18 protein-coding genes are annotated in these 15,958 nt (G+C 73.3%); 14 read left to right on the top strand and 4 right to left on the bottom strand.

All coding sequences use genetic code 11. The features are described from left to right. The first annotated feature begins 116 nt into the window (after positions 1-116). The 7 genes from O4U47_RS08940 (at position 117) to ccsB (ending at position 7,138) form a co-directional block, all read left to right on the top strand. Complete coding sequence (locus O4U47_RS08940) at positions 117-1,295, top strand: acetoin utilization protein AcuC (RefSeq protein ID WP_270677195.1); 1,179 nt, start codon at positions 117-119, stop codon at positions 1,293-1,295. Between the two features lie 65 nt (positions 1,296-1,360). Continuing rightward, complete coding sequence (locus O4U47_RS08935) at positions 1,361-2,164, top strand: phosphatase (RefSeq protein WP_270677194.1); 804 nt, start codon at positions 1,361-1,363, stop codon at positions 2,162-2,164. 280 nt (positions 2,165-2,444) lie between these two features. Next, positions 2,445-2,648 carry a helix-turn-helix domain-containing protein gene (locus O4U47_RS08930; protein WP_270677193.1) on the top strand — a complete coding sequence of 68 codons (204 nt, stop codon included), beginning with the start codon at positions 2,445-2,447 and terminating at the stop codon, positions 2,646-2,648. A 285-nt stretch (positions 2,649-2,933) separates the two neighbouring features. Then, positions 2,934-3,545, top strand: coding sequence for a TlpA family protein disulfide reductase (locus O4U47_RS08925; RefSeq protein ID WP_270677192.1), 612 nt, complete (start codon positions 2,934-2,936; stop codon positions 3,543-3,545). Further along, positions 3,542-4,366 (top strand): cytochrome c biogenesis CcdA family protein, encoded by an 825-nt coding sequence (locus O4U47_RS08920; RefSeq protein ID WP_270677191.1) that lies wholly within the window; start codon positions 3,542-3,544, stop codon positions 4,364-4,366. The genes O4U47_RS08925 and O4U47_RS08920 overlap by 4 nt, the downstream gene beginning before the upstream one ends. A 3-nt stretch (positions 4,367-4,369) precedes the next feature. Beyond that, positions 4,370-6,022 carry a cytochrome c biogenesis protein ResB gene (resB, locus tag O4U47_RS08915; RefSeq protein WP_270677190.1) on the top strand — a complete coding sequence of 551 codons (1,653 nt, stop codon included), beginning with the start codon at positions 4,370-4,372 and terminating at the stop codon, positions 6,020-6,022. 3 nt (positions 6,023-6,025) lie between these two features. Next, positions 6,026-7,138 (top strand): c-type cytochrome biogenesis protein CcsB, encoded by a 1,113-nt coding sequence (gene ccsB, locus O4U47_RS08910; protein WP_270677189.1) that lies wholly within the window; start codon positions 6,026-6,028, stop codon positions 7,136-7,138. Here ccsB and O4U47_RS08905 read toward each other — a convergent pair. Beyond that, positions 7,129-8,037 carry a LysR substrate-binding domain-containing protein gene (locus tag O4U47_RS08905; RefSeq protein ID WP_270677188.1) on the bottom strand — a complete coding sequence of 303 codons (909 nt, stop codon included), beginning with the start codon at positions 8,035-8,037 and terminating at the stop codon, positions 7,129-7,131. The two genes, ccsB and O4U47_RS08905, sit on opposite strands and share 10 nt — an antisense overlap. 105 nt (positions 8,038-8,142) lie before the next feature. Here O4U47_RS08905 and O4U47_RS08900 point away from each other — a divergent pair, with 105 nt between their 5' ends. Then, a complete protein-coding gene (locus O4U47_RS08900) occupies positions 8,143-8,796 on the top strand; it encodes a LysE family translocator (protein ID WP_270677187.1) in 654 nt (217 codons plus the stop codon). A gap of 60 nt (positions 8,797-8,856) precedes the next feature. Here O4U47_RS08900 and O4U47_RS08895 read toward each other — a convergent pair whose 3' ends face one another. Both O4U47_RS08895 and O4U47_RS08890 read right to left on the bottom strand, forming a co-directional pair. Continuing rightward, positions 8,857-9,210 carry a PLD nuclease N-terminal domain-containing protein gene (locus O4U47_RS08895; RefSeq protein WP_270677186.1) on the bottom strand — a complete coding sequence of 118 codons (354 nt, stop codon included), beginning with the start codon at positions 9,208-9,210 and terminating at the stop codon, positions 8,857-8,859. Between the two features lie 118 nt (positions 9,211-9,328). Further along, complete coding sequence (locus O4U47_RS08890) at positions 9,329-9,529, bottom strand: BldC family transcriptional regulator (RefSeq protein ID WP_026123301.1); 201 nt, start codon at positions 9,527-9,529, stop codon at positions 9,329-9,331. Between the two features lie 302 nt (positions 9,530-9,831). Between O4U47_RS08890 and O4U47_RS08885 the strand changes: the two genes are divergently transcribed. Continuing rightward, positions 9,832-10,233: a DUF4229 domain-containing protein gene (locus tag O4U47_RS08885; protein ID WP_270677185.1), complete on the top strand. Its 402-nt coding sequence runs from the start codon at positions 9,832-9,834 to the stop codon at positions 10,231-10,233. 28 nt (positions 10,234-10,261) lie between these two features. Here the strand turns inward: O4U47_RS08885 and O4U47_RS08880 are convergent, their stop codons facing one another. Then, positions 10,262-11,530, bottom strand: a complete 1,269-nt coding sequence (locus O4U47_RS08880; protein WP_270677184.1) for a hypothetical protein — start codon at positions 11,528-11,530, stop codon at positions 10,262-10,264. Between the two features lie 129 nt (positions 11,531-11,659). On the opposite strand from O4U47_RS08880, the gene O4U47_RS08875 reads away from it, so the two are divergent. The 5 genes from O4U47_RS08875 to O4U47_RS08855 all read left to right on the top strand — a co-directional run bounded on the left by O4U47_RS08875 (position 11,660) and on the right by O4U47_RS08855 (position 15,916). Next, a complete protein-coding gene (locus O4U47_RS08875; protein ID WP_270677182.1) occupies positions 11,660-12,370 on the top strand; it encodes a demethylmenaquinone methyltransferase in 711 nt (236 codons plus the stop codon). Between the two features lie 416 nt (positions 12,371-12,786). Continuing rightward, a complete protein-coding gene (locus tag O4U47_RS08870; protein ID WP_270677181.1) occupies positions 12,787-14,091 on the top strand; it encodes a geranylgeranyl reductase family protein in 1,305 nt (434 codons plus the stop codon). Between the two features lie 101 nt (positions 14,092-14,192). Further along, positions 14,193-14,552, top strand: coding sequence for an NADH-quinone oxidoreductase subunit A (locus O4U47_RS08865; protein ID WP_017623173.1), 360 nt, complete (start codon positions 14,193-14,195; stop codon positions 14,550-14,552). Between the two features lie 57 nt (positions 14,553-14,609). Continuing rightward, the gene (locus tag O4U47_RS08860; protein WP_270677179.1) at positions 14,610-15,170 is read left to right on the top strand and encodes a NuoB/complex I 20 kDa subunit family protein; all 561 of its coding nucleotides are present in this window, start codon (positions 14,610-14,612) and stop codon (positions 15,168-15,170) included. Then, positions 15,167-15,916, top strand: coding sequence for an NADH-quinone oxidoreductase subunit C (locus O4U47_RS08855; RefSeq protein WP_270677178.1), 750 nt, complete (start codon positions 15,167-15,169; stop codon positions 15,914-15,916). Before O4U47_RS08860 ends, O4U47_RS08855 begins: the two co-directional genes overlap by 4 nt. The last annotated feature ends 42 nt before the right edge of the window (positions 15,917-15,958 follow it).

Below are 15,958 nucleotides of genomic sequence, written 5' to 3'. Positions count from 1 at the left end.
CCGCGGGGTGACACCGCCCGGGACGTGCCCGGATCGCACCGCCGCGTCCGGATGTGCTTGAGTATGTGTGTCACCGGACACACGCGTGGACCGCACCAACGCCAGGGGGAGGGCGCATGGCCTGCTCGCTGCACATCGCCTGGGACGACGGGCTGACGTCCTACAACTTCGGCCCCGAGCACCCGCTCAACCCCGTGCGGGTGGAGCTCACCATGGCCCTGTCCCGCGAGCTCGGCGTGTTCGACGCCCCCGGCCTGTCCTTCGTCCCCGCCGAACCGGCCTCGGACGAGATGCTCAAGCTCATCCACGACCCCTCCTACATCGAGGCGGTGAAACGGGCCGGGCGCACCCTGGAGCCCGACGAGGCGTTCTCCCTGGGCACCCCCGACAACCCCGTCTTCCCCGACATGCACGACGCGGCGTCCCTGGTGGCGGGCGCCTCGGTGGCCGCCGCCCGCGCCGTGTGGCAGGGCGAGACCGAGCACGCCGCCAACATCGCCGGCGGCCTGCACCACGCCATGCCCGGCAACGCCTGGGGCTTCTGCGTCTACAACGACGCCTCCCTGGCCATCGCCTGGCTGCTGGAGCAGGGCGCCAAGCGGGTCGCCTACGTCGACGTGGACGTGCACCACGGCGACGGCGTGCAGGCCATGTTCTACGACGACCCCCGGGTCATGACGATCAGCCTGCACGAGTCCCCGCTCACCCTCTTCCCCGGCACCGGCCGCCCCTCCGAGAGCGGCGGCCCCGGCGCCGAGGGCTACTCCGTCAACGTCGCCCTGCCCGCCGGCACCGACGACGCCCGCTGGCTGCGCGCCTTCGACGCCGTCGTGCCGCCGCTGCTGCGCGAGTTCCAGCCCGAGGTGCTGGTCACCCAGCACGGCGCGGACGCGCACGCCCTCGACCCGCTCGCCAACCTGATGCTCAGCCTGGACGGCCAGCGCCGCATCTACCGCGAGCTGCACGAGCTGGCCAAGACCACCGCCGGGGGCCGCTGGGTCGTGCTCGGCGGCGGCGGGTACGAGCTGGTGCAGGTGGTCCCCCGGGCCTGGACCCACCTGCTGGCCGAGGCCGCGGGCACCCGCGCCGACCCGGACGCGGCCACCCCCGAGGAGTGGCGCCGCTTCGTGCGCGAGCGCACCGGCGACGTGCCGCCGCTGTACATGACCGACGGCCGCACCCCCGAGTTCACCCCCTTCGAGGCGGGCTTCGACCCGGCGGACCCGGTCGACCAGGCGATCCAGGCCACCCGCAGGGCGGTCTTCCCCAGCCAGGGCATCGACCCGACCCTGTAGCCGGGGCCGACAGGACAGCCACACAGCCGAACGGCCGGGAGGCCCACAGGAGAAGGGGGAGACGGGTGACGCCGCCTTCGCGCAGCGAGCTCATCGCGCACATGGTCAGGACGGGCATCGCCGGGCACGTGGACACCCCGCGCCAGGGCAACCTGCGGCACTACCGCAGGCTCGCCGAGCGCGACCCGTACCACATGTTCGGCCTCACCTTCGCCCGCGCCTGGTCCTACCCGGACATCCTGGCGCTGATGGCCAAGCGCTGCGGCGTGGTGGCCGACCCCGCCCACGAGTCCGGGGTGGACACCATCGACCCCGACCGGACCGCCGACGCCCTCGAGGCGCTCGCCGACCGGATGGCGCGCGCCGCCCGCGACCGCGAGCGGGTCATGGTCGCCACCGGCCACCCCGTCAACCTGCACGCCACCTACCGGGGCTTCGCCCGCGCGCTGGAGCGCAGCGGATGCCCGGTGGTCACCGCGGGGGAGGGCTTCTCCTACGCCACCGACACCGGCCACCTGCCCGGCGAGCGGGTCCTGGTGTGGCGGGACGGGGTGGGCATGGTCACCGACGCCGAGGGCGAGCCCCGGCACAGCCACCACCCCTTCGCCATGGAGGCGGCCCTGGAGGACCTGCGCCGCCGCGGCGGAGCGTGGCCGCAGTTGGTCATCGCCGACCACGGGTTCGCCGGCGCCGCGGGCGAGGCGGGCATCTCCGCCGTGGGGTTCGCCGACTGTAACGATCCCGCACTGTTCCTCGCCGAGGACGAGGGAAAACTGCACGCCACCGTCCCGCTGGACGACGGATACTCGACCGAGGACTACCGGCCGCTGTCGGCGTACGTGCTGCACAGGGCGGGCCTGGCGGGGTGAGCGCGGCCCCCTGTGCGGGCCCGGCGGCTTTTATACCCACCCCCTAAACCTCACGGGACCCGCCGCCCCCGTATAGCTGCAGGGACAGCAAACCCGGCCTTTCAATGCCGTGAACGCGGATCTACCCTGAAAACGGACGTGTCAGCAGTTACTTCAACGACACCCCGGCGCGGTGGCGGGGTCGGCGGCGCACCCAGGGCGCGCCGCTCCTGACGGGCCTCCGCGGCGGGGAGAGGCAGGGACTCCGACGCGCACGTCCGGAAGTGAGGGCGTTCCGAACATGAACAGGGGTAAGGCTCCGCTGGAAGAGGTCAGGTTCCTGACCGTGGCCGAGGTGGCCACGATCATGCGAGTGTCCAAGATGACCGTCTACCGGATGGTCCACTCCGGCGCGCTGCCCGCGATCCGGGTGGGCCGGTCCTACCGGGTCCCCGAGCGTGCCGTGCACGACTACCTCCGAGAGGCCTTCGTCGAGGCCGGCTGACCGGTCGCGGTGCCGGACCCGCCCCCGATGAAGGCGCACCCGAAGGGGGCGGTGCAGCCCCGCCCATCGCCCTCCGGGTGAGCCCCTCCGCGCGGGCGCGGCCGCCGCAGGGCCGGAGCAGGGTGGGCCCAGGCGCCGCGCGGCGGGCGCGCCCCCGACCGCGGGCACACCTGGTGTCCGCGCACGTCACAGCCATCATGTGCCCCGGGGGTGCGGGGCCGGGAGCCTCTACTACACTTCGTCGTTGTCGACGATTGTGCCCGCCGTGTGTTCCGAGGTTCCCTGATGCCCTCACGCAGATCCGGCGCCCTGCGCCGTGCCGCGCGCCTGCCGGCCGCCGCCCTGGCCGCCGCGCTCCTGGCCGCCGGGTGCGCCAACGACCCGGCCGAGACCGCGGCCTCCGGCGGCGAGGACAGCCGCTACATCTCCGGTGACGGCACCGCCACCGAGTTCGCCCCCGGCGAGCGGCAGGACGTCCCGGAGCACACCGGCGAGACCCTCGACGGCGAGGAGGTCTCCTTCTCCGACTACGAGGGCGGCGTGCTCGTCCTCAACGTGTGGGCGAGCTGGTGCGGCCCCTGCCGGTCGGAGACCCCCGTCCTCAACGAGGTCCACGGCGACTTCGAGGACCAGGGCGTGGAGTTCCTCGGCGTCAACATCAAGGACGACCGCGACGCCGCCGAGGCCTTCGAGCGCAAGCAGGAGGTCGCCTACCCGAGCCTGTACGACCAGCCGGGCGAGGTCCCCCAGGCGTTCCGCGACACCGTGCCGCCGCAGGCCATCCCCAGCACCCTGGTGATCGACCCCGAGGGCCGGATCGCCGCCCGCGTCATCGGCGAGACCAACTACGACCAGCTCACCGGGCTCGTGCAGACGGTCGTCGAGGAGCAGGGATGATCGCCGAGACGGTGATCGGCGGGTCGCTGCTGCTGGCGGTCCCGCTGGCGGCCGCCGCCGGGCTGGTCTCCTTCCTGTCGCCGTGCGTGCTGCCGCTGGTGCCGGGCTACCTGTCCTACGTCACCGGCATGTCCGGCGCCGACATGGCCGCCCGGAACCGCTCCGCCCGCGAGGCCGGCCGGGGCGCCGGGGGCGCGGGCACCGCCACCGCGGTCCGCACCGCCGACGAGGAGCTGCAGGCCCGCAAGTGGAGCATGCTGGCCGGGAGCCTGCTCTTCATCGCCGGGTTCACCTTCGTGGTCGTCGCGGTCGGCGTGTTCATCGGCGGCATCGGCGGGCTGCTCATCGACTACGCCGACACCATCACCCGGGTGCTGGGCGTGCTCACCATCGCCCTGGGCCTGGCCTTCATGGGCGTGCTCCCCGGCCTGAACCGCGAGTTCCGCTTCCACCGCCTGCCCGGTGCGGGCATGGCCGGGGCCCCGCTGCTGGGGGTCCTGTTCGGCCTCGGGTGGACGCCGTGCATCGGCCCCACCCTCGCCGCCGTGCAGACCCTGGCCTTCACCGAGGGCAGCGCCGGTCGCGGCGCCCTGCTGTCGCTGGCCTACTGCATCGGCCTGGGCCTGCCGTTCGTAGCGGCCTCGCTGGCCTACCGGCGCGCGCTGGGCGCGTTCGCGTGGGCGCGCCGCCACACCCGCGCGATCACCGCCGTCGGCGGCGGCATGCTCGTCCTCGTGGGACTGCTGCTGGTCACCGGCGTGTGGGCGGACATCACGGCGGTCATGCAGGGCTGGACCAAGGGCTTCGAGACGGTGATCTGATCCATGGCGACCACGAGCACACGGAACGGCGGGAAGACGGGCGCCGCGGACGCCGCGGGCGGTGACGGCGATGAGCCGGGCAAGGGCGCCGCGGGCGGCGCAGGGACCCCGGGGGGCCTGACCCCGCTGGGCTGGGCCCGCTGGGCCTGGCGCATCCTCACCTCCATGCGCACCGCGCTCATCCTGCTGTTCCTGCTGGCCCTGGGCGCCATCCCCGGCTCCATGCTCCCCCAGCGCGTGGTCAGCCCGGACCAGGTCGCCCAGTACTACACCGAGAACCCCGCCCTCGCGCCCTGGCTGGAGCGCTTCTCTCTCTTCGACGTCTACTCCTCGCCCTGGTACGCGGCGATCTACCTGCTCCTGTTCGTCTCCCTGACGGGCTGCGTCATCCCGCGCGCCCTCGCGCACCTGCGCCTGATGCGGGCGCGCCCGCCGAAGACGCCGCGCCACTTGGGCCGCATGCCCTACTCGGCCCGGTTCACCACCGCCGCCGAACCCGAACGGGTGCTGGAGAAGGGCCGCTCCGTCTTCAAGCGGTACCGGTTGGAGCGCTACGGCGGCTCCCTCTCCGGTGAGACCGGCTACCTGCGCGAGGCCGGGAACGTCGTCTTCCACATCGCCCTGCTGGGCCTGCTCGTCTCCCTGGCCGCCGGATACGCCTTCGGCTACCGCGGCAACATGCTCGTCGTCGAGGGAGACGGCTTCGCCAACACGCTGACCTCCTACGACTCCTTCTACCCCGGGGTGGCGGCCGACCAGGACGAGCTGGCGCCGTTCTCCTTCACCCTCGACTCCTTCGAGGCGAAGTTCGTCCAGGACGGCGGCTTCAGCGGCCAGGCCGAGTCCTTCAAGGGCGAGATGACCTACAAGGACCGCCCCGGGGCCGAGGAGCGCCACCATACGCTGGAGGTCAACGAGCCGCTGTCGGTCGGCGGGGTGCAGGTGTACCTGCTCGGCCACGGCTACGCCCCCGAGTTCGAGGTGCGCGACGGCGAGGGCGAGGTCGTCTTCGACCAGCCGGTGCCGTTCCTGCCGCGCAACGAGGACCCCGGGCAGACCTCCGACGGCGTGGTCAAGGTGCCCGACGCCCTGCCCGAGGGCCTCGGCTTCGAGGGCGTCTTCCTGCCCACCGCCCAGGAGCGCACCGGGGAGGACGGGGAGTCCGAGCTGGCCTCGGTCTTCCCCTCGCCCCGGGACCCGGCGGTGACCCTCACCGCCTACACCGGCGACCTGGGCATGCGCCAGGCGCAGTCGGTGTACCAGCTCGACACCTCCCGGATGGAGGAGCTGGGCGCGTCCGAGACGCTGCGCCCCGGCGACTCCTGGGAGCTGCCCGACGGCGCCGGGGAGATCACCTTCAAGGGGTACGAGGACTTCGCCACCCTGCAGATGACGCACAACCCGGGCCGCCTGCCCGCCCTGCTGTTCGCCTCGCTGGCGGTGCTGGGGCTGCTCGGCACCCTGTTCGTGCGCCCCCGCCGGGCGTGGGTGCGCGCGTCCGCCGGACCGGACGGGCGTACGGTTGTCGAGGTGGCGGGGCTCGGCAAGACCGAGTCGACCGCCGACGGCCAGGAGTTCCACCGCCTGGCGACCGAGCTCAGAGACCGGCTGCGGGAGGACCCCGCGGCCGACGGACCCGCCTCGTCGAAGGAGTAGCCGGTGGTGTACCAGCTCGCCGCTGAGACGGCGGCGGACCAGGACCTGGCGTCGTTGAGCGACCACCTGATCATCGCGATGATCGTGGCCTACGCCGCGGCCCTGTTCCTGTTCGCCCTGGAGGCGGCCTACGGCCGCCGCACGGCCCTGAAGGGCAACCGCCTGGTGCCGGTGGGCGCTTCCGCCCCGGCCAAGGACGCGGCGGCCTCCCCGGCCGCGGCGGGCGGGCACGGCGGCGAGGCCTCCGCGGCGGTCGGCGGCTATTCCACCGTCGACCTGGACGCCGAACCGGCGTCCGGCGGCGGCGGGAACGCCGACGACCTGAGCGTGTCCGTGCGCGGCTCGGAGCCGCAGGCGTCGGCCTCCCGCAGCGTGCTGGGGGCGATCGCGCTGGCCGTCGCCGGGGTGGGCTTCCTGCTCAACCTGGCCCAGATCATCACCCGGGGGCTGGCCGCCGACCGCTGGCCCTGGGGCAACATGTTCGAGTTCGTCGTGGCGATCAGCCTGTGCGCCGTGGCGGCCTTCCTCTACGCGGCCCTCCGCTACCAGGCCCGCTACCTGGGCACCTTCGTCCTGCTGCCGGTGGTGCTGCTGCTGGGCATCGCCGCCCGCTGGCTCTACACCGAGACCGGCCCGCTGGTCCCGGCGCTGCACTCGTACTGGATCGCCATCCACGTCTCCGCGGCCATCGTGGCCACCGGCGCGTTCATGGTCTCCGGTGCCGCCGCCATCACCTATCTGCTCTCCCACCGGACCGAGGCCAAGCGCGCCATGGGCGAGCGGGTGGCCGGCATCGCGGCCAAGCTGCCCAGCCCCGAGCTGCTGGACCGGGTCTCGCACCGGTTCGTGGTGATCGCGTTCCCGCTGTGGACCTTCGCCATCATCGCCGGGGCGATCTGGGCCGACGAGGCCTGGGGCCGCTTCTGGGGCTGGGACCCCAAGGAGGTCTGGTCCTTCATCACGTGGGTCATCTACGCCGCCTACCTGCACGCCCGCGCGACCGCCGGGTGGAAGGGCACCCGCTCGGCGTGGATCGGCGTGCTCGGCTTCGCCGCCCTGATGTTCAACTTCTTCGGGGTCAACTACATGTTCAGCGGCCTGCACAGCTACGCCTGAGGCCCGCCTCCGCCCTCCCTGCGCAGCGCCTCCAGTACCGCGGCCAGGGCGGGGTGCTCGTCGGCGCCGTCGCGCACCACCGCGACCACGCGCCGGTCGCGCCACTCCTCGGGCAGCCCGTACAGGCCCCCGGGGCGCGCCCCCTCCGGCCCCCACAGCAGGTCGGGCAGGAACGCGGCGGCCAGCCCCAGCTCGGCGAAGCGGCGGTGCGTGCGCACGTCGGTGGTCTCGTAGAGCACGTCCGGCTCGAAGCCGAAGGCCCGGCACACCGCCTGCGCCCAGGTGCGGGCCGGGGTGCCCTCGGGTTCGAGGATCCACGGCGACCCGGCGGCCCGGCGCATCGCCGCGGCGGTGCCGCCGGGTGGTCCCACCCCGCCGGGCAGGGCCAGCCGCATCCGGTCGACCAGCAGCTCCCGCACGCGCAGGCCGGGAGGGCGCTGGGCCGGGAGGTGCCGGTACTCCTCGTCCACGACCAGGTCCACCTCGCGGGAGGCGAGCCGGGACAGGTCCGGCTCGACCTGCACCAGCTCCACCCGCAGCCCGGGGTGGTCGGCGCGCAGCCCGGCCAGCGCGCCCGGGGCCAGCGCCAGCACCGCCGTCTGGAAGGCCGCCACCCGCACCGTCCCGGAGACCTTGGCCAGCGAGGCGCCCACCTCGGCCTCGGCCCGCTCCAGCCGGGCCAGCACCGCCTCGGTGTGCGCCACCAGGATCTCGGCCTGCGGGGTCAGCCGCACCCGGCGCCCGGCCGGCTCGCGCAGCGCCACCCCGACCTCGGCTTCGAGCTGGGTGAGCTGCTGGGAGATGGCCGAGGGGGTGTAGTCGAGGGCGTGGGCGACCGCGGCGAGCGTGCCCCGGTGCTTGAGTTCGCGCAGCAGCCGCAGGCGGTGCAGGTCGAGCATGGTGGCTCCCAGCGGGCGAACGGTCGATTCTTCAGATTGTTTCACCGATCAAGGTGAAAAACATTCGCTTTACTGACCCTTTCCGGTGCGGGCATCCTGAACCGCGTGTTCTCCGCATTTCCCGACGCCTTCTCCGCCGCCGCCGCATTCGCGGTCCCCGCCGCCCTCGTCACCGTCGCCCCCGGCGCCGACACCGCCCTGGTGCTGCGCGCCGCCCTGCTCGGCGGGGGCCGCTCGGCCGCCGCCACCGCCGCCGGGGTGGCGGCCGGGCTGGTGGCGTGGGGCACGGCCTCGGCGCTGGGGGCGGCCGCACTGCTGGCGTCCCTGCCCGCGGCGTACCTGGCGCTGCGCGTCGGGGGCGCGGCCTACCTGCTGCTCCTCGGAGCGCGGATGGTGTGGACGGCGCTGCGGGCGCCGCGCGGCCCGGCGGCATCCGGCGGGGACGGGCCCGGAGCGGCCGACGGGCGCGGCGGGTTCGTCCGCGGCCTGGCCACCAACCTGCTCAACCCCAAGATCGGGGTGTTCTACCTGGCGCTGCTGCCGCAGTTCGCGGTGGACGGGGTGGCGCCGGCGGTGCTGGGCGGGGCGCTCGCGCTCGTGCACGCGGCCATGGCCCTGGGCTGGCTGGGGATCCTCGGCGCGGCCGCGGGCCGGGCGCGCCGGGTGCTGGCGCGGCCCGGTGCCGTCCGCGGTGTGGAGGCGGTGACGGGGTCGGCGCTGGTGGTCATGGGTGCGGCACTGGCGGCCACGGCCCCGTGAGGGGCGGCGAGGGCCGCGGCGCCCTGAGGGACGGCGCCGCGGCCATCATGCCCGCCTGCTTCACTCGTCCGGGTTGATGCGCTTGTTCAGACGGCGCAGGAACTCGGGGTCGTCGTCGGGGCCGATCGGACCGGGGTGCTGCGGGTCGGCCTGGGCGTCGGCCGGGTCGGCGTCCGCGAAGGCGGACGCGGGCCGGTCCGGCGCGGCCGGGCCGGGGGCCGGCGCCAGGGTCCGCGGGCGGCCCAGGAAGAGCCAGAGCAGCGGACCGACAGGGGTGAACACGACGATCGCGATCAACCACAGGAACTTGGGCAGGTTGCGGACCTCCGATGCCGGGGTGGTGAGCGCGTCGAAGAACGCGTACACCCAGAGCACGATCGTGAGCAGCGTGAACAGGCCTGCGAGCCACACCATGCGTCCAGCCTATCCGCGATCCGCCGCGTGCGCGCGGGGACCGACGTGTCGCACGGCCCGCGGGCCGGAGGCGCACGCCCGTAGGGGAGCGGCCGCCGTCGTGCGGGTCGCCGCGGGGTCAGGGGGCGGACTCGGTGGCCTCGCCGTGGAGCAGCGCCCGGACCTCGGACTCACGGAACCTCCGGTGGCCTCCGGGGGTGCGGATGCTGCTGATGCGCCCCGATGCGGCCCACCGGGTCACGGTCTTGGGGTCGACCCGGAAGAGCGAGGCGACCTCTCCGGGGGTCAATAGACGTTCGCTTCCTCTTTCCACCTTCACAATCCCCCTTCGGGGCCCGCCGTGTGGTCTGGGGGAGGCGGGCGTTTGATCCCCTAGTGTGCATGAGATAGTCCGTTTCCTCCCTAGTTTTCGTAAAAACCGGGGGGAACAGGGGGAGTGTGCGCGATATGTGATCGGACCGTGACCTTCGAATAGAGGTGTCGGATTCGAGACGTCCCATCATCCGCGGCTGGGCTCCCCGCGAGGGCAGCGCCGGAAGGCCCCTTACCCTGGAAGGGGCGGTCGGCGATGCCGCCGACCCCCACGATAGTGAACCAGACCACCCCATGTGAGGCAGTTCCATGCGCAGCGTCCTCGCCTATACCGCCGCACGGCTCCTGCTGTTCGGCGTCACGTACGGCGTCCTGTACCTCCTGGGGGCCCGCGGCTGGCTCGCGCTGATCCTCGCCGCCCTGATCAGCGGCCTGGTGAGCTACATCGTGCTCTCCCGCCAGCGCGACGCGGTCTCGGAGAGCATCACCGCCCGGACCGACCGGATGGGCCGCCGCCTGGTGGACGGGGCCGCCCACGAGGACGCATCCGAGGTCCCGGACGCCCCGTCGGGGGAGAAATCGGCCGGATCCGGCCGCGGGGAGGGCGGTTCCGGCGGTCCGGACGCGGCGGAGACCGCCGGCGGAGGGGCCGGGCACGGGGCCGGGGAAGAGGCTCAGGAAGAGAAGGAGGGAGCGGCCGGCACCGCCTGACCGCTCCCCGTGCGCCGCTCCCGCCCGGCTAGTCCAGCGGGAACATCCCCACCCGGGCCCGGTCCTCGCCGCCCAGGCGCGTGGTGTCGCTGCCCACGTACAGCCCGTCCTCGGTCGGGGTGAGCGCCTCGACCCCGTGCCCCCGGCTGCGCCCCGGGTTCCACGGCAGCGCCCGGCCGGTGCGGGGGTCGACCGCGGCGATCCCCTCGCGCTCGACCGCGCCGGGGCCCGCCTCGTGGTCCCCCTCCGGGTTGTCCATCCAGCGCTGGTGCCCGCCGGCGTAGACGGCCGCCCCGGTGGCCGCGACCGCGTAGAGCGAGTCGCCGCCGGTGTGGTTGGTCCAGGTCGGCCGCGCCCCGGAGCGCTCGGCGGCCTCCCAGCGGGCGACCGTCTTGCACAGCCCCGGCTTGAGGTGCGGCCCGCCCGCCGTGACCACCGCGAAGTAGGAGCCGTCCGGCGCGAAGTCGATCTGGCGCATGTAGGTGTGCATCCGCGAGTAGTCGCACTCGGCGGCGTAGGCGTCGGTCGACCACCGGCTCAGCCGCGCGGGCGAGGAGGCGGTGTCCACCATCGCGATCTGCGGGCGCTCCCGCCCCTCCACCTCCATGAAGGTCCCGGCGATGACCAGGCGGCCCCCGTCCGGGCTGAGCGCCAGGTCCTGGACGCGCAGCGAGCCGCGCCGCTCCTCGCCGATGGCGATGGAGAAGTCCCCGTCCGCCGCGCCGGTGCGCGCGTCGAGGCGGGCGATGCCGCGCTCGCCCCCGCCGCCGGCCGAGGAGAACGAGCCGCCCGCGTACAGGTCGTCGCCGTGCCGGGCCAGGCGGTAGACGCTGCCGCCGCTGATCCGCGCGTCGAACCCGCGGTCGAGGCGGCCGTCGCCGCGCACCAGCGCCGCGCCGCGCACGGGGGTGGCCCCCACGCGGGTGAACGAGCCGCCGATGTACACCCCGTCGTCGGCGGGGACGACCGAGGCCACGGTGTTGTCCGGGTCGGGGGAGAAGCCGAGCACCCGCCCGGTGCCGTGCTCGAAGGCGAACAGGTTGCTGCGCCTGTAGGTGGTGGACCGGTCGGGGGAGGCCACGCGCTGGAAGGAGCCGCCGACGTAGACGGTGTCGCCGACCCGGGTGATGGCCTTGACCCTGCCGTCCAGCACGTGCGGTGTCCAGTCGACCGGCCGCTCGCCGACCACCCCCGCGTGCGCCGCCGGGGCGGCGGCCGCCGGGGGAGCGGCGATCGGCAGGCCGAGCGCGAGCGCGCTCAGCACGGCGGCAAGGAACGGTCGGCATGTGGTGGCCACGGGCACCCTCTTCCCATCCGGACGCGGTGTCATGATCCGAATTCGTACAGTAACCAAAATCGGGTCGGCGGTGGAGCCGGAACCGCCGGTCGGGGCCGGTCGGGACCGGAGCGGCCTTAGGCTGGGCCCATGACCCGCGCCGAACTCGACAAGTCGCCCGCCGACGTCGCCGCGATGTTCGACAGCATCGCCGGCCGCTACGACCTGCTCAACGACGTGCTCTCGCTCGGCCAGGACCGCCAGTGGCGGCGGGCGGCCGTGCGCGCGGTGGAGGCCTACAGCGGCGAGCTGGTGCTCGACCTGGCGGCCGGGACGGGCACCTCCTCCCAGGCGCTGACCGGGAACGGGGCGCGGGTGATCGCCTGCGACTTCTCCCAGGGCATGCTGCGCGAGGGGGCGCGCCAGCGCGGCGGCGCGGTCGCGGACGGGGTGGCCTGCGTGGCCGGGGACGCCCTGGAGCTCCCGTTCGAGGACGCCACCTTCGACGCGGTCACCATCTCCTTCGGCCTGCGCAACGTGCAGGACACCGACCGGGCGCTGCGCGAGATGCACCGGGTGGCCAAGCCCGGCGGCCGGGTCGTGATCTGCGAGTTCAGCCACATCCCGGTGCGCGCGGTGGACCGGGTCTACTCGGGGTACCTGATGGCGGCGCTGCCCCGGATCGCCGGGATGTTCTCCGACAACACCGCGGCCTACGAGTACCTGTCGGAGTCGATCATGGACTGGCCGGACCAGGCGGGGCTGGCCGCGCGGATGCAGCGCGCGGGGTGGACCCGGGTGGCCTGGCGCAACCTGTCGCTGGGCGTGGTGGCGCTGCACCGCGGCCGCCGCCCGGAGTAGCCGCCGCCGGGGCCGGTCCCCCGCCGGCACCGGTTGCGGGCGGCCGGATTCCGTCCCGCACGCCCCTCCTTTCTCATCGGTCACACGGTCAACAAAGGCACCAGAACATGCGTTCTGGTGCCTTTCGTGCTTTCTGGGGACGAACGTGATTCACAAGGATGAATCGGACGTAGGTATACCTCATTAACCCTGGTAAAGCCCGGTGCGTCCGGTTTGCGACTGAAAGTGCCCTGACGAGATGAATGGCGGGTGGGGGTCGCCCCTGGAACGCGAAAGGTCTAGACTTCGGGACGAGGCCTTGTGAAGCCCTTCACAAGGGTACGTGTCCTTGGTAACTCCGGACGCCTGCGTACGACCCGCACCAGAAGTACACAAAGCGCCCATACCGCGCACCCCCAGCCACACAGGGACCACTCGTGAGCGCCACAGCACCCACCGCCCCCTCCGGACGGGGCACCGCCGACCTCGAAGCCGACGTGATCATCGTGGGGGCCGGGCCCGCCGGCTCCGCCGCCGCCGTCCACATGGCCCGCTCCGGACTGGACGTGCTCCTCCTGGAGAAGACCTCCTTCCCCCGGGAGAAGGTCTGTGGCGACGGCCTCACCCCGCGCGCCGTCAAGCAGCTGGCCGACCTGGGCGTCCCCTTCGACGGCGACGGGTGGATCCGCAACCGGGGCCTCCGCATCGTCGGCGGCGGCGTGCGCCTCGAACTGCCCTGGCCCGAGCTGGCCTCCTACCCCGGCTTCGGCCTGGTGCGCACGCGCTACGACTTCGACCGGATCCTGGCCGACCGGGCCCGCGCCTGCGGCGCCAAGCTGATGGAGCGCACCAACGTCCGCGAGCCCCTGATCGACCCGCGCACCGGCCGGGTGCAGGGCGTGCGGGCCACCGGCGCCGACGGCGAGGAGGTCCGCTACCGGGCCCCGCTGGTGATCGCCGCCGACGGCAACTCCTCCCGGCTGTCGGTCGCCCTGGGCATCCGCAAGCGCGACGACCGCCCCATGGGGGTGGCGGTGCGCACCTACTTCGAGAGCCCCCGCCACGAGGACGACTACCTGGAGTCCTGGCTGGAGCTGTGGGACGGCACCGGCGGGCGCCAGGTGCTGCTGCCCGGCTACGGCTGGGTGTTCGGCGTCGGCGACGGCACCTGCAACGTGGGCCTGGGCATCCTCAACTCCACCTCCGCCTTCCAGGACGTGGACTACCGCCGACTGCTCAAGCGCTGGACGCAGAGCATGCCGGAGGAGTGGGGCTTCACCGAGGAGAACCGGCGCGGCTCGGTGCGCGGCGCGGCCCTGCCCATGGGCTTCAACCGGACGCCGCACTACTCGCGGGGGCTGATGCTCGTCGGCGACGCCGGCGGCATGGTCAACCCCTTCAACGGCGAGGGCATCGCCTACGCGCTGGAGGCCGGGGCGATCGCCGCCGACGTCGCCGTGCAGGCGCTCTCCCGCCCGACCGTGCAGACCCGCGAGCGCGCCCTGATGCGCTACCCCGAGGTGCTGCGCGACGCCTACGGCGGCTACTACACGCTCGGCCGCACCTTCGTGAAGATGATCGGCAACCCCGAGTTCATGAAGTACGCGACCCGCTACGGCCTGCCGCAGCGCACGCTCATGCGGTTCGCGCTGAAGATGCTGGCCAACCTCACCGAGCCGTCCCACGGGGACGCGATGGACCGCGTCATCAACGGCATGTCGCGGATGGCGCCCGCGGCCTAGGAGGGGCGATGGCGAGCGTTGGGCCCGACGCGGCCGCCCACGTGAAAGCGATCACAAGCGGGCGTGCATCCGCACGCCCGTCATGAAGGGGACGTCCACCGATGGAGCTGTACACACCCGTATTCGTGCTCGGCGGCATCGGCGCCGCGTTCGTGGCCGTATCGATGGTCGTCGGCAGCATCGCCGGACCCAAGCGGTACAACCGCGCCAAGCTCCAGGCCTACGAGTGCGGGATCGAGCCGACCCCCCAGCCGGCGGGCGGCGGCCGGTTCACGATCAAGTACTACCTCACGGCGATGCTCTTCATCGTCTTCGACATCGAGATCATCTTCCTTTATCCGTGGGCGGTCCATTTCGACGCGCTCGGCCTGTTCGGCCTCATCGCGATGGTCCTTTTCCTGGTGAACGTCTCGATCGCCTACGCCTACGAATGGCGCCGCGGAGGCCTGGAATGGGACTGAGCCGTACGGCGCCGCCCCGCGCGGCGCACCCGGGAATCGGACAAGGGGGTTCGCCTCATGGGACTTGAGGAGAAACTGCCGAGCGGCGTCATGCTCGGCACCGTCGAGCAGGTGGTGGGGCTGGCCCGCAAGAGCTCGATGTGGCCGGCCACCTTCGGCCTGGCCTGCTGCGCCATCGAGATGATGTCGGTGGGCGGGCCGCACTACGACCTGGCCCGGTTCGGCATGGAGAAGTTCGGCGCCACGCCCCGCCAGGCCGACCTGATGATCGTCGCCGGGCGGGTGAGCCAGAAGATGGCCCCGGTCCTGCGCCAGATCTACGACCAGATGCCCGAGCCCAAGTGGGTCATCGCGATGGGCGTGTGCGCCTCCAGCGGCGGCATGTTCAACAACTACGCGGTGGTGCAGGGCGTGGACCACGTGGTCCCGGTCGACATCTACCTGCCGGGGTGCCCGCCGCGCCCGGAGATGCTCCTGGACGCGGTGCTCAAGCTGCACGACAAGGTGCAGAACACCAAGCTCGGCGCGCACCGGCAGCGCGAGATCGAGGAGGAGGAGCAGCGGGCGCTGCGCCGCTCGCTCCCGCTGGTCGAGCAGGGCGAGGGGGCCGAGCGATGAGCATGTCCAACGGGGCCGGGCAGGAGCCCGCCGAGGACCTGCCCGAGCGCGCCGGGCGCGAGCGGTTGGACGCCCCGGTCGAGCGCACCGGCATGTTCGGCGCGGGCGGCACCGGCGACACCTCCGGCTACGGCCGGCTGCGGGTGCGGCGCACGGTCGTCCCCGACGCCGAGCGGCCCTACACCGACCCGGACGACCCGCGCACCGAGGGCTTCGACGCCGTCGCCGACGCGCTGGAGGGCGCCATGGCCGGCGCCCCGGTCGCGTTCGGCGACGCGGTCGAGCGGGTGGTGGTGGACCGCGGCGAGCTCACCCTGCACGTGCGCCGCGAGCACCTGACCGAGGTGCTGCGCCACTGCCGCGACGACGCCGGCCTGCGGTTCGAGCTGTGCCTGGGGGCGACCGGGGTGCACTACCCCGACGACACCGGGCGCGAGCTGCACGTGTCCTACATCCTGCGGTCGATCACCCACAACCGGGAGATCCGGGTGGAGACCTGCTGCCCCGACGCCGACCCGCACATCCCCTCGGCCGCCGGGGTGTACCCGACCAACGACTGGCACGAGCGGGAGGCCTGGGACTTCTTCGGGATCGTCTTCGACGGCCACCCCTCGCTGACCCGCATCGAGATGCCCGACGACTGGCACGGCCACCCGCAGCGCAAGGACTACCCGCTGGGCGGCATCCCGGTGGAGTACCGCGGGGCGACCGTTCCCCCGCCAGACGAGCGGAGGTCCTACGCATGAGCACCCGCAACGCAGGCGACCGGGCGAGGAGGGAGGCGCGGC

Source organism: Nocardiopsis suaedae, from assembly GCF_027706745.1.
Taxonomy (GTDB): domain Bacteria; phylum Actinomycetota; class Actinomycetes; order Streptosporangiales; family Streptosporangiaceae; genus Nocardiopsis_A; species Nocardiopsis_A suaedae.
Note: the sequence above shows the minus strand (reverse complement) of the source record. Positions and strands in the feature narration are given on the sequence as shown.